Here is a 15,684-nt window from a genome sequence, read left to right as displayed (position 1 = left end):
TTCGCACAGGGCTGAGCGCACCAGTGGCGCATGACCAACGCCTCCGCAAGTGACCTTGAAGTTGCCGAGAAAATGGCCGACGCGGCGCGTGCGGCCATTTTGCCGTATTTTCGCCAGTCGAATCTTGAAACCTCAAACAAGCTGCAAGGCGGATATGACCCAGTGACCGTGGCCGATCGCGCAGCCGAACAGGCCATGCGATCCGTTCTGGCCGAGCTTCGCCCCGACGACGGCATCTTGGGCGAGGAGTACGGTGCGCTCGAAGGCAAATCGGGACGAACCTGGGTGTTGGACCCGATCGACGGCACCCGCGGTTTCGTCAGCGGCACACCGACATGGGGCGTTCTGATCGCGCTAGGCGACGATAGCGGGCCGATCATGGGGGTGATTGACCAACCCTATATCGGCGAACGGTTTGTGGGTCATGCAGACGGTGCGTTCATGACCGGTCCCCTGGGCAGAACCAGCTTGGCGACCCGTCGGACGGATGCCTTGCGGGACGCAATCCTGTTCACGACATTCCCCGAAGTTGGCACGACCGCCGAAGGAGACGCCTTTCGCGCCGTGGCTGGACAGGTGCAACTGACGCGCTACGGCATGGACTGCTACGCATACGCGCTGCTGGCGGCCGGGCAGGTCGACCTGGTGATCGAGGCTGGACTGAACGCGTATGACATTCAGGCACCGATAGCGGTGATCGAGGCCGCCGGCGGCGTAGTGACCGACTGGCAGGGCGGGCCGGCCCATCAGGGGGGGCGGGCACTGGCGGCTGCGAACCCTGAAATCCACGCCGCGGCCCTCGAGATTCTGCGCGACTTCTGACGACGGTTGCCGCTGCGGCCGCGATTGACTAGGGTCAGAGCGCCGGTTCTTGCGCCCGTTTTCCACCGGCACACGCATTTCTGGCATGAGGCGGGCAGATGCAGGAGTGCGAGATGCCCGAAATCCTTCTTAGAAACGCCGATGCGATCCTGACCATGGACGACAGCCGGCAAGAACTGGCCGGCGCAGATTTGATGATCCGTGACGGGCAAATTGCCCGCATCGGCCAAGATTTGACCACCGACGGAGAGGTGCATGACCTTGGCGGCTGTGTCGTGACGCCGGGGTTGGTCAATACCCACCACCATCTCTACCAGACACTGACCCGAGCTGTTCCCGCGGGCCAGGATGCGCTGCTCTTTGGCTGGCTGCAGACGCTCTATCCGATCTGGGCGCGGTTCGGTCCTGACGAAATGTTCACTTCGGCTCAGATCGGTCTGGCCGAGTTGGCCTTGTCGGGCTGCACGCTCAGTTCCGACCATCTGTACCTGTATCCGAATGGGTCACGCTTGGATGACACGATCGCGGCCGCTGCGGAGGTGGGGCTGCGGTTCCATCCGACCCGCGGCGCGATGAGCATCGGCGCAAGCGACGGCGGTCTGCCGCCCGATACGTTGGTCGAGGCCGAGGCCGACATCCTGAATGACATGATCCGTGTGGTCGATGCGTTCCATGACCCGTCCGAAGGCTCAATGTGCAGGGTTGGACTTGCGCCCTGTTCGCCCTTCTCGGTCAGTCGGGATCTGATGCGCGACGCCGCACTGCTGGCACGGGACAAGGGGGTCATGCTGCACACCCATCTGGCGGAAAACGACGAGGATATCCTGTATTCAGAATCCCAGTTCGGCTGTCGACCCGGCCAGTATGCCGAGGAACTTGGCTGGACCGGCCCCGATGTCTGGCACGCCCATTGCGTGAAGCTGGACGGGGCAGAGATCGACCTGTTCTCTCGGTCACGCACCGGGGTGGCGCACTGTCCCTGTTCGAATTGCCGTTTGGGCTCGGGGATCGCGCCGGTGCGCGCGATGCGTGACAACGGGGTAAGGGTTGGCTTGGGCGTTGACGGTTCCGCAAGCAACGACAGCGGCAACCTGATGGCCGAGGCGCGGCAGGCGATGCTTCTGCAACGCGTGGCGAACGGTGCCGATGCCATGTCGGCGCGCGAGGCTCTGGAAATCGCAACGCGGGGTGGGGCGGACGTGCTGAACCGGCCGGACTGCGGCCGCCTGATGCCGGGCAAACGCGCGGACATCGCTGTTTGGGACACAAGGGGTGTGGAATGCGCAGGCAGTTGGGACCCGGCTGCCCTGCTGCTGGCAGGTCCGGTGCACGTCAAACACCTGTTTGTCGAGGGGCGACAGGTCGTCCGGGACGGCAACATTGCCACATTCGACCTGCCGCGCGCGATCGAACGGCAGAACAGGTTGGCCCTCGCCTTGCAAGTCTGATCTGCCCTCAGGTCGAAACGCGCCGTCCGCCGATCCACACATCGGCGATGGCGCGGTCGTCGCCCATCATGATTGTCGGGAACACCGCCTCCCAAAGGGACTCGGCATTGGCCTCTCGCTGGGCAATCGCGGGGGTCGAGGCGAGGTCGAGCACGATCAGGTCCGCCTCCATTCCGGGGGCGATATTGCCGATGCGGTCGTCCATCCGCAGCGACCGGGCCGAGCCTGCGGTGCCCAGCCACAGCAGTTGCGCCGGGTGCAGCGGATGTCCGCGCAATTGGCCGATTTCATAGGCGGCCGCCATGGTCCGCAACATGGAAAAGCTGGACCCGCCGCCGGTGTCGGTTGCCAGGCCGATACGATGGCCATCCCGCATCAGCCCGTGCAAATCGAACAGACCCGAACCGATGAAAGTGTTCGAGGTGGGGCAATGGATCAGCGACGCATCGACCTCACGCAGGCGGTCTCGCTCGCGCGGTTCCAGATGGATCACGTGACCATAGAGGCCGTTCGCGCCGAGCAGTCCGAATTTTTCATAGGTGTCCAAGTAGTCGCGCGCCTCGGGGAACAGCGACCGAACCCATTCGATTTCGTCCGTCTGCTCGCTGAGATGCGTCTGCATGAGGCAATCTGGGTGTTCCGCCCACAGCGCACCCATCGCCTCAAGTTGTTCGGGGGTCGAGGTCGGGGAAAACCGCGGCGTGATCGCATAGGAAATCCGGTCGACACCTTGCCATTTTCCGATCAGAGCCTTCGACTGGTCATAGGCTGTTTGGGCCGTGTCCCGAAGACCTTCGGGCGCGTTGCGGTCCATGCAGGTCTTCCCGGCCACGACACGCTGACCGCGCTGCTGGGCGGCCGTGAAAAAGGCATCGACGCTTTCGGGATGAATGGTGCAGAAACTGCACATGGTCGTGGTGCCGTGTGCGGCGGTCAGGTCAAGATATCGGTTCGAAATCTCGGCAGCGTAGTCTGCATCACCGAACTTCATCTCTTCTGGAAAAGTGTAGGTGTTCAGCCAATCAATCAGCCGTTTGCCCCAACTCGCGATCATCGCCGTCTGGGGGTAGTGGACATGGGGGTCGATGAAACCAGCCAGGATCAGGTTTTCGCCATGGTGATGAATGGCCGCCTCGGGGTGCGCGGTTTGCAAATCAGCGGTACTTCCCAACTCCCGGATTTTCCCGCCCTCGATCAGAACGGCTTCGTGCAGCCGGACCGCCTGATCCGGTTGCGTTTCGAAGGGGGAGTGTTCGAAACTCAGTACGCGCCCTGTCAGAAGCGTCTTTTGCGCCATCCGCCGTGATCTCCGCCTTGGTGAATCCGGCTTGCAGCATAGGCATGTGAAAGATGCGGGTAAATCGCACCATTGTCATTGTTTTCCGGTAGCAGCTTCTTCTATTTAGGGGCCAATTCCCAGAACAAGGGGCAGCGCATGACGACCGGCACCGAAGACAACAGAACCGACCCCTCCCGCGATGATGACGTCTATGCGCTGGACCGGCGAACGGTGGCCGCAATCCTTTACGCCGTGGATGTCGAGGATCGCGAGAAGCTGATCGAGCTGATGGAGCCGCTGCACGCGGCCGATATTGCCGACCTTCTGGAACAGATCAACCCCTACGACCGGGCGCGGCTGATCCGCCTGTATGACCGGGAATTCGACGGGGACATTCTGTCTGAACTGGACGAATCCGTCCGCGAAGAGGTCATTGGAGTTCTGCGGCCCGACGTTCTGGCCGAGGCCGTACGAGAGATGGAAAGCGACGATGTCGTGGACCTTCTGGAGGATCTGGAGGAGCCGCAGCAGGAAGCGGTGCTGGAGGCCCTTGAGGCCTCGGAACGGATCGCGGCCCTGCAGGCGCTGGCCTATCCCGAGAACTCGGCAGGCCGACTGATGCAGCGCGAAGTGGTCATGGCTCCCGATCATTGGACGGTCGGGCAGGCGATCGACTATATGCGCTCGCAGGACGATCTGCCCGAGCAGTTTTATCACGTTGTTCTGGTCGATCCGCGGCTGAAGCCGGTGGCGCAGGTCATGTTGGGCAAGTTGATGGCCGCGCGGCGCGATACCAAGTTGCAGGACATCGCCGAGGACGAGTTCCACATCATCCCGGTCGATCAGGATGAAGAAGACGTTGCCTATGCTTTCAACCAATACCACCTGATTTCCGCGCCGGTGGTGGACAGTGACAAACGGCTGGTCGGGGTCATCACGATTGACGACGCGATGGCCGTTCTGGATGAAGAAATCGAGGAAGACATGCTGCGACTGGCAGGTGTCAGTGATGACAGCTCGATTTCAGACAGTGTTGCAGCAACCAGTCGTCGTCGTTTGCCCTGGCTGACGGTCAACCTGTGTACCGCCATTTGTGCCTCGCTGGTGATTTCACAGTTCGAGGCGGCAATCGAGCAGATCGTGGCGCTGGCAATTCTGATGCCCATCGTTGCCTCGATGGGTGGCAACGCCGGAACACAGTCGCTGACCGTTGCCGTACGGGCGTTGGCGACCCGCGACCTGACGGGCTCGAACGTGGCGCGAGTCATCCGCCGAGAATTGCTGGTGGGCATGTTGAATGGGCTGTGTTTCGCCATCGTTCTGGGGACGGTGGGGATGATGTGGTTTGAATCCCCGCTGCTGGGTGTCGTGATCGGTTCCGCCTTGGTCGTGAACATGATCATCGCCGGGTTCGCGGGTACGGTAGTACCGGTGGTGCTGGATCGCCTGGGTGTAGACCCGGCATTGGCCTCGGGAACCTTCGTTACGACGACGACGGATGTGATGGGGTTCTTCATCTTTCTAGGGCTTGCAAGCGTGGTGCTGCTGTGACCGATCTGACCGAAATCAAGGCCGCAGCGCGCAAGGCTGCCTTTGCCCGACGCAAAGCGGCCTTTGACGCGGGGCCGCCGGCCGCCGCGGGCCGCCTGTCCGAGGTGCTGGCCGGATTTCGTGGGGTTCCGCTGACTGGCTACATGCCGATCCGCACCGAAATCGACCCTCTGCCCGCGATGGCCGAGGCCGCAGCCTATGGTCCCGTGGGTGTTCCGGTCATCCAGGGCGCCGGACGGCCTCTGCGGTTTTCGCGCTGGACACCCGAAGGACCGCTGAAAGATGGTCCATTTGGCGCCAAGGTGCCCGAGACGGACGACTATTTTGACCCTGAAATCCTGATCGTGCCCCTTGTGGCATTCGATCCGCAAGGCGGGCGATTGGGCTATGGGGGCGGGTTTTATGACCGCACGCTTGAAGGGCTGCGCGCCAAACGTCCCACATTGGCCATCGGATTCGCCTTCGACGCGCAAGAGGCCGAATCCCTGCCGCTGGAACCGACGGACCAGCCGCTGGACATGATCGTTACCGAGACCAGGGTCCTGACGTTTTAGGCGTCAGTTCTCAAAGTGGCTCCGCAGATAGTCCCAGGCATCAACCTCGGTTCCATCCTCAAGGATGCACACGCCGTATTCCGATCCATCGGTGTTTTTGCGGATCTGATATTCGCCGCCGTTTTCGATGCAGAAGGTCGCGGCCGGATTTGCCATTGTGGTCTTGGTCGTCGCGTGAGCAAAGCTGCCCGATATAGCGAGAGAGACAGTTGCGGTCAGGACTATGCGTTTCATCGAAATCTCCGAGTGAAAAAACCGGTTGCGCCAGAATTGCAGGTTTCCACCGGAATTCAACCCGCATGCGGCCCGCGAATTGCATCGTTCCGCCTTGTTATTGCCGTTTGCAGGGCCTAGGACCGCGATATGAGAATCTTGTTCCTGGGTGACGTGATGGGGCGCGCGGGCCGCGCCGCCGTTCAACAGCATCTGCCCCGTCTGCGCGACGAGTGGCGGCTGGATTTCGTGGTGGTCAACGGCGAGAATGCCTCGAACGGCATGGGGTTGACCGGCGATCATGCCAAGCTGCTGTTGGAGTCAGGCGCAGATTGTCTGACGTTGGGCGACCACGCTTTCGACCAGAAAGACATGCTGCAATTCATCGAACGCGAACCCCGGATCGTGCGCCCTGTTAATTTCGCCAAGGGTGCTCCCGGTCGCGGACATCGACTGTTCACCGCGCCGGGCGGACGCAAGGTGTTGGTGGTTCAGGTGCTGGGACAGGTGTTCATGAAACGGCCGTTCGACGATCCGTTCTCGGCGGTGGAACCGATCCTGAAGTCTCACCCGCGGGGCGGTCAGGCGCAGGCCATCATCGTGGACATGCATTGCGAGGCGACTTCGGAGAAGATGGCCATGGGCCACTACTGCGACGGACGCGCCAGCCTTGTCGTGGGAACCCATACCCATGTCCCGACTGCCGATGCCCAGATCCTGCCCGGCGGCACTGCTTACCTGACCGATGCGGGCATGTGCGGCGACTATGACTCGGTAATCGGTATGGACAAGCAGGAGCCGATGCGCCGCTTCATCACGGGGATGCCCAAGGCTCGGTTCACCCCGGCCAATGGCGAAGCGACGCTAAGCGGCGTTTTCGTAGAAACTGATGACCGTGACGGGCAAGCCAAGAAAATCAGCTTGGTCCGGGTTGGCGGGCGCCTGCAGCAGGCAGCACCGTGAACGCACGTCAGGCTTGCTCTGCGGCCTGCAATACGTGAAACTGACTCTCAGGCGCTTGGGCCGGGACAGGTTTCGGACAGAACACCACGAATGCAACTCCTTCAATTGTCAGATATGGGCAGCGCGATACTTGCGCTGGCGGTTGTTGCGGGCATGTTCATCATGTTCATGCGCGAGGTCTATCCGACCGAGGTCGTTGCCATAGGCGGCGTCTCGGTGATGCTGGTCACCGGCGTGCTTCCCTACCAAAGCGCACTGGCGGTTCTGTCGAACCCGGCGCCCTGGACCATCGCGGCGATGTTCATCATCATGGGCGCCCTCGTCCGGACCGGTGCCCTGCACGCCTTTACAGCGACGGCGCAGAAACAGGCGCAGGTCAACCCGCGCATTGCCATCGGTTTGCTGATGGCATTTGTCGTCCTGGCCTCGGCGGTCGTGTCGAACACGCCCGTCGTCGTCGTGATGATCCCGGTGTTCATCCAGATTGCCCGCACGCTGAATATTTCAGCGTCGAAGCTGCTGATCCCGCTCAGCTACGCTGCGATTCTCGGCGGGACGCTGACCCTGATCGGAACCTCGACGAACCTGTTGGTCGATGGTGTGGCCAGGGCACAGGGCCTGCCGGCCTTCACGATTTTCGAGGTCACGCCGTTGGGCATCATTCTTGTCATTTACGGTATGATTTACCTGCGCTTCATCGCGCCGCGCCTTCTGCCCGAACGTAACAGCATGGCAACCATGCTCAGCGATCGGTCGAAGATGAAATTCTTCACCGAGGCGGTCATTCCGCCCGACAGCAACCTGATTGGCCGTGAAGTGACCGGCGTGCAGCTGTTCAAACGTCCGGGTGTGCGGCTCATCGACGTGATCCGCGGCGACGAGTCATTGCGGCGGAACCTGAAAGGGGTCGAACTGAAGGTCGGTGACCGCGTGGTGTTGCGCACGGAAATGACCGAGCTGCTGAGCCTGCAAAGCAACAAGGAACTCAAGCGCGTTGATCAAGTTTCGGCGGTCGAAACACGTACGGTTGAGGTTCTGATCACCCCCGGTTGTCGCATGGTCGGGCGCACATTGGGTGCGTTGCGGCTGCGTCGTCGCTATGGGGTTTACGTCTTGGCCGTGCACCGGCGAAATCAGAATATCGGGGGGCAACTTGACGATCTGGTCGTCCGGGTTGGTGATACGCTGCTGCTTGAAGGCTCGCCGGCCGATATCAGCAAACTGGCTGCCGACATGGACATGGTCGACGTCACCCAGCCATCGGCCCGCGCCTTCCGGCGCGGTCATGCTCCGATCGCGATTGCTGCGCTGATTGGGATCGTGGTGTTGGCGGCGCTCGGCGTGGCGCCGATTTTCCTGCTGTCGATTCTGGCGGTTGCGGTTGTGCTGCTGACGCGATGCATCGACGCGGACGAGGCGTTTTCCTTTGTCGAAGGCCGTCTGCTAGCGCTGATCTTTGCCATGCTGGCGATCGGGGCTGCGCTGGACAGCTCGGGTGCGGTCACCCTGATCGCCAACGCGATTGCACCGTCCTTTGCCAACCTGCCGCCGTTCCTCATCGTCTGGGCGATCTATCTGCTGACCTCTGTGCTGACGGAACTGGTCTCGAACAATGCCGTGGCGGTTGTCGTGACGCCGATCGCCATCGGTCTGGCGCAGGCTGTGGGGGTGGATCCGCGGCCACTGGTGGTGGCGGTGATGGTCGCGGCTTCGGCCTCGTTTGCAACGCCGATCGGGTATCAGACCAACATGATGGTCTACGGCCCCGGCGGGTACCGGTTCACGGACTTCATGAAGGTCGGGATTCCGCTGAACCTGACGGTTGGATTGCTGGCTTCGCTGATCATCCCGTTCCTCTGGCCGCTTTGATCTCCGGCACGAATTTGCCGCTTGGAACTGAAAAACCTTGTAAATCGCGCTGATGTCCCGATCTTTTGTGCTGGAAACTGGTGACAAAGGGATCGGACAATGCAAACCGCAAAAAGCCTGCTGGCAGGAACCGCGTTGTGGGCAGCCGTGTGGGGCGCCGCCCAGGCGGGGACCGTTGAGGGAACAGCCACATATCGCGAACGTATCGCGGTTCCGCCCGGGGCAACCCTGTTCGTCGAACTGCAGGACGTTTCACTGGCTGACGCGCCAGCCGTCACGCTGGCTGCGCAGCGCTATGCTTTGACGGGCGTGCCTGCCCAGTTCGCGCTGACCTATGACGACGCGTTGATTCAGGATCGGCACCGCTATGTGGTGCGAGCCTCGGTGCATCAGGACGGCAAACTGCTGTTCACCACCGATACCGCTTACCCGGTTCTGACCAACGACGCCGGAAACTCGGTCGATCTGGTCATGGTCAAGGTGCAGGAACGGGGTGCGGCGATGCTTGAGAACACGCAATGGACCGCAACCGAGGTGAACGGCGTTGCGCTGGACACCGAGAAACGCCCGCAGATTACCTTTGCCGAAGGCGGAGCCTTTGGGGGAACGGGCGGGTGCAACCGGTTCAGCGGACAGGCCGAGATATCGGGCAAGTCGATGTCCTTCCCCGACAACATGGCCGCCACCCTGATGGCCTGCCCGCCGCCGCTGGACGAGGTTGAGCGGGAATTCCTTGCTGCTCTGCCAAAGGTCGCAAGCTTTGTTCAGCGCGGGGACACTCTGGTTCTGCTCGATGCGGCAGGTGACCCGGTTTTGCAGTTCCGCCGCGACCAATAGCGCGCAAGGGCCGTCAGGCGACGGCCCTCGACCGCCCGGCATTGCGGCCCGAGAAGATGCATCCGCCCAGGAACGTGCCCTCGAGCGCGTTGTAGCCGTGATAGCCCCCGCCGCCGAAACCCGCGACTTCGCCGGCCGCGAACAGGCCGGGCAGCATGTGGCCGTCCGCCCCGATCATCTGACTGTCCAGATTGGTCTGCAAACCACCCAGCGTCTTGCGGGTCAGCACATGCAGCTTGACCGCGATCAGCGGCCCGTTTTTCGGATCAAGGAATTTGTGCGGTTTGGCGGTGCGGATCAGCTTGTCACCGCGATAGTTCCGCGCCGCCAGGATCGCCATCATCTGCGCATCTTTCGAGAACGGATTGTCCACCTGTGAATCGCGGGCTTCGATCTGGGCGCGCAGATGCGCCTCGTCGATCAGGCCGCCGCCCAGATGGTTCATCCCGTTCACCAATTCGGTCAGCGTGTTGGCGACGACGAAATCCTCGCCCTTTTCCTTGAACGCTTCGACCGGCCCGGTGGCCTTCGACCCCGAAAGGACCCGCTGGCGGATCACTTCCTTCCAACTGCCCGAGGTGAAATCGGGGTTCTGTTCAGACCCGGACAGGGCGAATTCCTTCTTGATGACCTTCTGGGTCAGAACGAACCAACTGTATTCATAGCCGGTTTTCAGGATCTCGCGCAGGGTGCCCAGCGTGTCGAACCCGGGCAGGCAGGGGGGCTGCAGCCGGTTGCCGCGCGCATCGAACCACATCGAGCTGGGGCCGGGCAGGATGCGGATACCATGCGCGGGCCAGATCGGGTCCCAGTTGCGCACGCCTTCGGTGTAGTGCCACATGCGGTCGCCGTTGATCACGTGGCCGCCGGCCTTTTCACTGATGGCGATCATCCGACCATCCACATGGAAGGGCACACCCGCCACCATGTCTTTGGGCGGTTCCCCCAGGCGGTCGCGGGGCCAACTTTGGCGCACCATCTCGAAATTGCCACCGATCCCGCCCGAGGTGACGATGACCGACGGGGCATAGACCTCGAACTCGCCCACTTCGTCGCGGTTGGTCTTGCCGCCGCGCTGGGCCGCGTCATCGGCCAGAACCTCGCCCGAGACGCCCTTGGCCTCGCCGTTCTGCATGATGATGTGGCTGACCTGATGGCGGAACTTCAACTGGATCAGGCCGGCGCTGACATGCTCGCGGACCCGGCGGATGAAATGCTCCAGCACGCCCGGGCCGGTGCCCCAGGTGATATGGAACCGCGGGACCGAGTTGCCGTGACCGTCGGCATAGGACCCGCCGCGTTCCGCCCAGCCGACCACGGGAAACCAGCGCAGGCCCATCTGGTGCAGCCAGGGGCGCATCTCACCGGCGGCGAATTCGACATAGGCCTCGGCCCATTTGCGGGGCCAGGCGTCCTCGTCCCGGTCGAACTGGGCGCTGCCCATCCAGTCGCGCAGGGCCAGGTCGCGGCTGTCGCGGATACCCATACGGCGCTGCTCGGGCGTGTCGACCATGAACAGGCCGCCCAGGCTCCAGAATGCCTGACCGCCCAGGAAATGCTCGGGTTCCTGGTCCAGCACGATCACCTTCTTGCCGCGGTCTCCCAGTTCGGCTGCCGCGGCCAGCCCGGCCAGCCCGCCGCCCACGACGATCGCATCAGCAGTGTTTTCGGTCATGCTCTGTCCTTTCAGCGGTTGCGGTACCAGGCGATGAAGGGGATCGCGACGGCGTACATGGTGATCCCGTAGACGGCCGAGGGCAGGGCCAGCGGGCTGAAGCCGCTTTCGGTTCCGGTGATCAGGGCAGCCAGCGTGATGCCCAGGGTCGAGTTCTGGATGCCGGTTTCGATCGAGATGGTCTTGGCCTCATTCCACGACAGTTTCGCCACTCGCGCCAACCCCAATCCGATCAGCAGCAGCGCGAGGTTCAGCGAGATCAGCCCGGCGCCCATGATGCCCAGATTGTCGACGAACAGTTGCCAGTTTCCAGCCAGCGCAGCGATCACGATCAGCACGAACAGGATGGTGGCCAGTTTCGAAAGGGGGCCGTCGATCCGGTTGGCAAAACCGGTTGCAAAATGGCGCAGGCCAACGCCGATGGCGACGGGCAGTGTGGTGATCAAGAACATCGCCAGCGCCAGACCGCTGATCGACACTTCGGGTGCGTCCTCGCCCAGGAAGTGGTCGATCGACCAAGCCGCCAGAACCGGCACCGTGACGATCGACAGCAGGCTGATCACCGCCGTCAGGCTGACCGACAGCGCCACATCGGCCTTCGCCAATTTTGACAGGATGTTGCTGGTGACGCCGCCCGGGCAAAAGCTGAGCAGCATGAACCCGACCGCAATTGCCGGCGGCAGCGCGAACAGCTTGACCGTGGCAAAGGCCGCGACCGGCAGCAGAACCACCTGGCAGACCGCGCCGATCGCAAACGGATAGCGCCGACTGATCACCCGCCGGAAATCTGCCACCTCAAGCCCGATGCCCAGAGACAGCATGATGATGGCCAGCGAAACCGGCAGGCCCACGTTTATCAAAAGATCCAAAACAACCCCTCCCAAAGTCGTTTCGGTCCAACCTAAGCGCGCGGTCCCCGGTCAGGCAACCGCGCCGTTGGGTCACCCGTAGCGCTGGGCGAAACGGCGCAGGATTTCGCCGGGCTGCGTGACCTCGGCCGCGTGGCAGCGTTCGATCAGCGGCTGGGCGTCCTCGGGACGGAAATAGCCGTGGTCCTTGTAGATGTGGATGCGCTGTTCAAAGTCCTTGGCGTCGGCTTCGGGGTGGAACTGCGTGGCATAGACATTCTGGCCCCAGCGGATCATCTGGAACGGGCAGGGGTCTGACGCGACCAGATGCACGCAGCCCGCGGGCAGGGCCTGCACTGCCTCTTTGTGACCGACGAAGGCATCGAAGTCGGGCTCGAGCCCGGCGGTCAGCGGGTCGCGGGCGCCATCCTCGGTCAGGTGGCAGCGCGACGGGCCGACCGGCTCGCCATAGCGGTCCTTGCTGACCGGCGCGCCCAGATGCGCGGCCAGAATGCCCAGGCCATAGCAGCAGCCCATGAAAGGATGATCGTGCGCCGTGATCTGCGGCATCAGCCCCATGATCGCGCCCTCGATTCGGGCATCCATCTGAGATTTGCTGGCCGGGTCGTCGCTGACGCAGCCCGGCCCGCCGCCCACGATCACGCCAGCATAGTCGGTCACGTCAAGACCTTCGGGCAGGGCCTCGCAATCCAGACGGATGCGGTGGGTACGCTCGGGTGTCAGCCCGGACCGGTTCAGGATCGAGGCATATTCGGCGTCCGAGGCATCGGTCTCGGGGCGCAGCTGCAGGATCAGAAAGCGTTTCATGCGCTGCCCTTAGCGCGCGGTCCGGCAGTCACGCAAGCCCTCACAGCGGCCAGAACACGAGGATCGCCGGGACCGAAACCGCCACGATCAGAATTTCCAGCGGCAGGCCCATACGCCAATAGTCGCCAAAACGATAGCCGCCGGGCCCCAGCACCAGCGTATTGTTTTTGTGCCCGATCGGGGTGAGGAACGCCGCCGAGGCGGCCACCGCCACCGTCATCAGGAACGGATCGGGTGAAACCTCGAGCGTGCGCGCCATCTGGATGCCCACCGGCGCGGCCACGATGGCGGTTGCTGTGTTGTTCAGCACGTCCGACAGCGTCATGGTCACGACCATCAGAACCGTCAGGATGGCCCATGCCGGCAGGCCGTCGGTCAGTTGGACCAGCGCGTTCGCGATCAGTTCCGTCCCGCCCGAGCTTTCCAGCGCGCTGCCCAGCGGGATCATCGAGCCTAGCAGGACCACGACCGGCCATTCGATCTGATTGTAGATCTCGGTGATCGGGATGATCTTGGTCAGCACATAAGCGATCACCACAAGCCCCAGCGCGATCGGCAGGTAGATCAGGCCGATGCTGGCGGCCAGAACGGCAGCGGCGAACAAGCCGATCGCCAGCCACGCCTTGTCATTCGCGGTCACGTTCAGGCCGCGCTGGGCCAGAGGCAGGCAGCCGAGCCACTCGGTCACGTCCGCGCCCCGGTCGCGCGGGCACAGCAACAGCAGGATGTCGCCCGGCTGTACCTCGGTCTTGCGGACCTGTTGGGTGATGCGCCGGCCCTGGCGGGAAATGCCCATCAGGATCGTGTTCTGCCGCCAGGCCAGCCCCAGCCCCTGTGCCGTTCGGCCATTGATGCGGGCGCTTTCGGGTACGACGACTTCGATCACCTCCAACCCGTCGCCGGCCGCGGTCAGCAGCTCTTGCCGGCGGGCATCCGAGAAATCCAGGTTCAGCGCGGCACGGAACTCGTCCAGCGCCTCGGGGCTGGCTTCCAGCACCAGAGCGTCACCTTCCTGAAGGATCGCGTTTGCCGCCCGGCCATAGCGGCGCTTGCCGTCCCGGATCAGGCCGATGATGGCGACGTCGGATTTCTCGGCCACCTCGTCCAGCTCGGCGACGCGCTTGCCGATATGGGGTGACTCGGCCGGGATTGTCAGTTCAGCGATATATTCCGCCAGCGTTTCCGAACTCTCGGTCTGTTCGCCGCGGTTGGGGATCAGTCGCCAGCCGATCAGGGCGACGAAGGCCAGACCTGCGATGGCCGCCAGCCCGCCAACCGGGGCGAAATCGAACATGTGGAACGGCTCGCCCAGGGTTTCCTGTCGGATCGACGCGATGATGATGTTGGGCGGTGTGCCGATCAACGTGGCCATGCCGCCCAGAATGGTGGCAAAGCTCAGCGGCATCAGCGTCAGCCCAACTGAACGCCCCGCCTTGCGCGCGGTCTGAATGTCGACAGGCATCAGCAGCGCAAGCGCCGCCACGTTGTTCATGAAGGCGGACAGAACCGCTCCGATCCCGCCCATCAGCGCGATATGCGCACCCAGACCCCGCGAGGCATCGACCAGCGTGCGGGTGATCAGGAACACCGCACCCGACCGCACCAACCCGGCCGAGACCACAAGCACCAGCGCCACGATGATCGTGGCCGGATGGCCAAACCCTGCAAAGGCTTTGTCAACCGGAACAACGCCCAGGATCACGCCGACCATCAAGGCGGCAAACGCCACAAGGTCATAGCGGAACCGCCCCCAAAGCAGCAGACCGAATACCGTAATAAAGAGTGCAAAGAGAATGATCTGATCTGTCGTCATTGGGCCACCATAAACGCGCTGACTGCACGAGCAAGCGGGTGTCTTGATCCTTTGCCCCGCAAAAGTCTATATGTGCGGCGAATACGCAATCACGATTACGAGGACGCGACATGGCAGGCCACTCAAAATGGGCCAACATCCAGCACCGCAAGGGGCGCCAGGACGCCGCGCGGTCCAAGCTGTTTTCCAAGCTGTCGAAAGAGATCACCGTGGCCGCCAAGATGGGCGACCCCGATCCCGACAAGAACCCGCGCTTGCGTCTGGCGGTCAAAGAGGCCAAGTCGAACTCGGTGCCGAAGGACGTGATCGAACGCGCGATCAAGAAATCCCAGGCGGGCGACGGTGAGGATTACGAAGAAATCCGGTACGAAGGCTACGGTCCCAACGGTGTGGCCGTGATCGTCGAGGCGATGACCGACAACCGCAACCGCACTGCGTCGAACGTGCGGTCGACCTTTTCCAAGAATGGCGGAAACCTGGGCGAGACCGGCTCGGTCGGGTTCATGTTCGACCGGAAAGGCGAAGTGATTTATCCCGCATCGGCGGGCGATGCCGACACGATCTTCGAGGCGGCCATCGAGGCTGGGGCAGAGGATGTGGAAAGCTCGGAAGACGGTCATATCATCTGGTGTGCGGATACCGACCTGAACGAAGTTTCCAGTGCGCTCGAGGCGGCTCTGGGTGAATCTGAATCCACCAAGCTGGTGTGGAAACCCACGACCACCACCGAACTGGGCCTTGAGGACATGCAGCGCCTGATGAAGCTGGTCGAGGCGCTAGAAGACGATGACGACGTTCAGCGCGTGACCACCAATTTCGAGGCCACCGACGAGGTGATGGCGCAACTCTAAGCGTCGCACTCGGTTGTTTTTGGAGCCCGGCCGAACACGGCCGGGTTTCTTTTTTTGCCTGCGTCGCAGTTGGTCCTTGGCGCATATGGGTCCTGCGCATACCCTTAGGGTTGAACCGCGCACAAAGGAGCTG

The 15,684-nt window shown here is 62.6% G+C and carries 14 protein-coding genes; 8 read left to right on the top strand and 6 right to left on the bottom strand.

Annotation, left to right across the window (positions count from 1 at the left end):
* The first annotated feature begins 30 nt into the window (after positions 1-30).
* Positions 31-822, top strand: coding sequence for a histidinol-phosphatase (hisN, locus tag ACR0LD_RS08705; protein WP_480636493.1), 792 nt, complete (start codon positions 31-33; stop codon positions 820-822).
* A 113-nt stretch (positions 823-935) separates the two neighbouring features.
* The gene (locus ACR0LD_RS08700; protein ID WP_480636491.1) at positions 936-2,270 is read left to right on the top strand and encodes an 8-oxoguanine deaminase; all 1,335 of its coding nucleotides are present in this window, start codon (positions 936-938) and stop codon (positions 2,268-2,270) included.
* A gap of 7 nt (positions 2,271-2,277) precedes the next feature.
* Here the strand turns inward: ACR0LD_RS08700 and guaD are convergent, their stop codons facing one another.
* Positions 2,278-3,567 carry a guanine deaminase gene (guaD, locus tag ACR0LD_RS08695; protein WP_170440699.1) on the bottom strand — a complete coding sequence of 430 codons (1,290 nt, stop codon included), beginning with the start codon at positions 3,565-3,567 and terminating at the stop codon, positions 2,278-2,280.
* Between the two features lie 138 nt (positions 3,568-3,705).
* Here guaD and mgtE point away from each other — a divergent pair, with 138 nt between their 5' ends.
* Together mgtE and ACR0LD_RS08685 are read left to right on the top strand one after the other, a co-directional pair.
* The gene (mgtE, locus tag ACR0LD_RS08690; RefSeq protein WP_170357218.1) at positions 3,706-5,100 is read left to right on the top strand and encodes a magnesium transporter; all 1,395 of its coding nucleotides are present in this window, start codon (positions 3,706-3,708) and stop codon (positions 5,098-5,100) included.
* A complete protein-coding gene (locus ACR0LD_RS08685) occupies positions 5,097-5,654 on the top strand; it encodes a 5-formyltetrahydrofolate cyclo-ligase (RefSeq protein WP_480636489.1) in 558 nt (185 codons plus the stop codon). The genes mgtE and ACR0LD_RS08685 overlap by 4 nt, the downstream gene beginning before the upstream one ends.
* Positions 5,655-5,657: 3 nt before the next feature.
* Here ACR0LD_RS08685 and ACR0LD_RS08680 read toward each other — a convergent pair whose 3' ends face one another.
* Positions 5,658-5,888: a putative hemolysin gene (locus ACR0LD_RS08680; protein WP_170357220.1), complete on the bottom strand. Its 231-nt coding sequence runs from the start codon at positions 5,886-5,888 to the stop codon at positions 5,658-5,660.
* A gap of 129 nt (positions 5,889-6,017) precedes the next feature.
* Between ACR0LD_RS08680 and ACR0LD_RS08675 the strand changes: the two genes are divergently transcribed.
* The 3 genes from ACR0LD_RS08675 to ACR0LD_RS08665 all read left to right on the top strand — a co-directional run bounded on the left by ACR0LD_RS08675 (position 6,018) and on the right by ACR0LD_RS08665 (position 9,536).
* On the top strand, positions 6,018-6,830 hold the full coding sequence (locus ACR0LD_RS08675; protein WP_480636487.1) for a TIGR00282 family metallophosphoesterase: 813 nt from the start codon (positions 6,018-6,020) through the stop codon (positions 6,828-6,830).
* 90 nt (positions 6,831-6,920) lie between these two features.
* The gene (locus ACR0LD_RS08670) at positions 6,921-8,699 is read left to right on the top strand and encodes an SLC13 family permease (RefSeq protein WP_480636486.1); all 1,779 of its coding nucleotides are present in this window, start codon (positions 6,921-6,923) and stop codon (positions 8,697-8,699) included.
* Between the two features lie 99 nt (positions 8,700-8,798).
* Positions 8,799-9,536 (top strand): YbaY family lipoprotein, encoded by a 738-nt coding sequence (locus ACR0LD_RS08665; protein WP_170460462.1) that lies wholly within the window; start codon positions 8,799-8,801, stop codon positions 9,534-9,536.
* 13 nt (positions 9,537-9,549) lie between these two features.
* Here ACR0LD_RS08665 and ACR0LD_RS08660 read toward each other — a convergent pair whose 3' ends face one another.
* The 4 genes from ACR0LD_RS08660 to ACR0LD_RS08645 form a co-directional block, all read right to left on the bottom strand.
* The gene (locus ACR0LD_RS08660) at positions 9,550-11,211 is read right to left on the bottom strand and encodes an FAD-binding dehydrogenase (RefSeq protein WP_480636483.1); all 1,662 of its coding nucleotides are present in this window, start codon (positions 11,209-11,211) and stop codon (positions 9,550-9,552) included.
* A gap of 11 nt (positions 11,212-11,222) precedes the next feature.
* Positions 11,223-12,080: a bile acid:sodium symporter family protein gene (locus ACR0LD_RS08655; RefSeq protein WP_480636481.1), complete on the bottom strand. Its 858-nt coding sequence runs from the start codon at positions 12,078-12,080 to the stop codon at positions 11,223-11,225.
* A gap of 72 nt (positions 12,081-12,152) precedes the next feature.
* A complete protein-coding gene (locus ACR0LD_RS08650) occupies positions 12,153-12,887 on the bottom strand; it encodes a glutamine amidotransferase (protein ID WP_170371600.1) in 735 nt (244 codons plus the stop codon).
* A 40-nt stretch (positions 12,888-12,927) separates the two neighbouring features.
* On the bottom strand, positions 12,928-14,700 hold the full coding sequence (locus ACR0LD_RS08645) for an SLC13 family permease (RefSeq protein WP_170365637.1): 1,773 nt from the start codon (positions 14,698-14,700) through the stop codon (positions 12,928-12,930).
* 110 nt (positions 14,701-14,810) lie between these two features.
* Between ACR0LD_RS08645 and ACR0LD_RS08640 the strand changes: the two genes are divergently transcribed.
* Entirely contained in the window at positions 14,811-15,551 is a 741-nt protein-coding gene (locus ACR0LD_RS08640) for a YebC/PmpR family DNA-binding transcriptional regulator (RefSeq protein WP_170340180.1), read from the top strand.
* The last annotated feature ends 133 nt before the right edge of the window (positions 15,552-15,684 follow it).

The sequence above is a fragment of the Ruegeria sp. BF8 genome (assembly GCF_056538625.1).
Note: the sequence above shows the minus strand (reverse complement) of the source record. Positions and strands in the feature narration are given on the sequence as shown.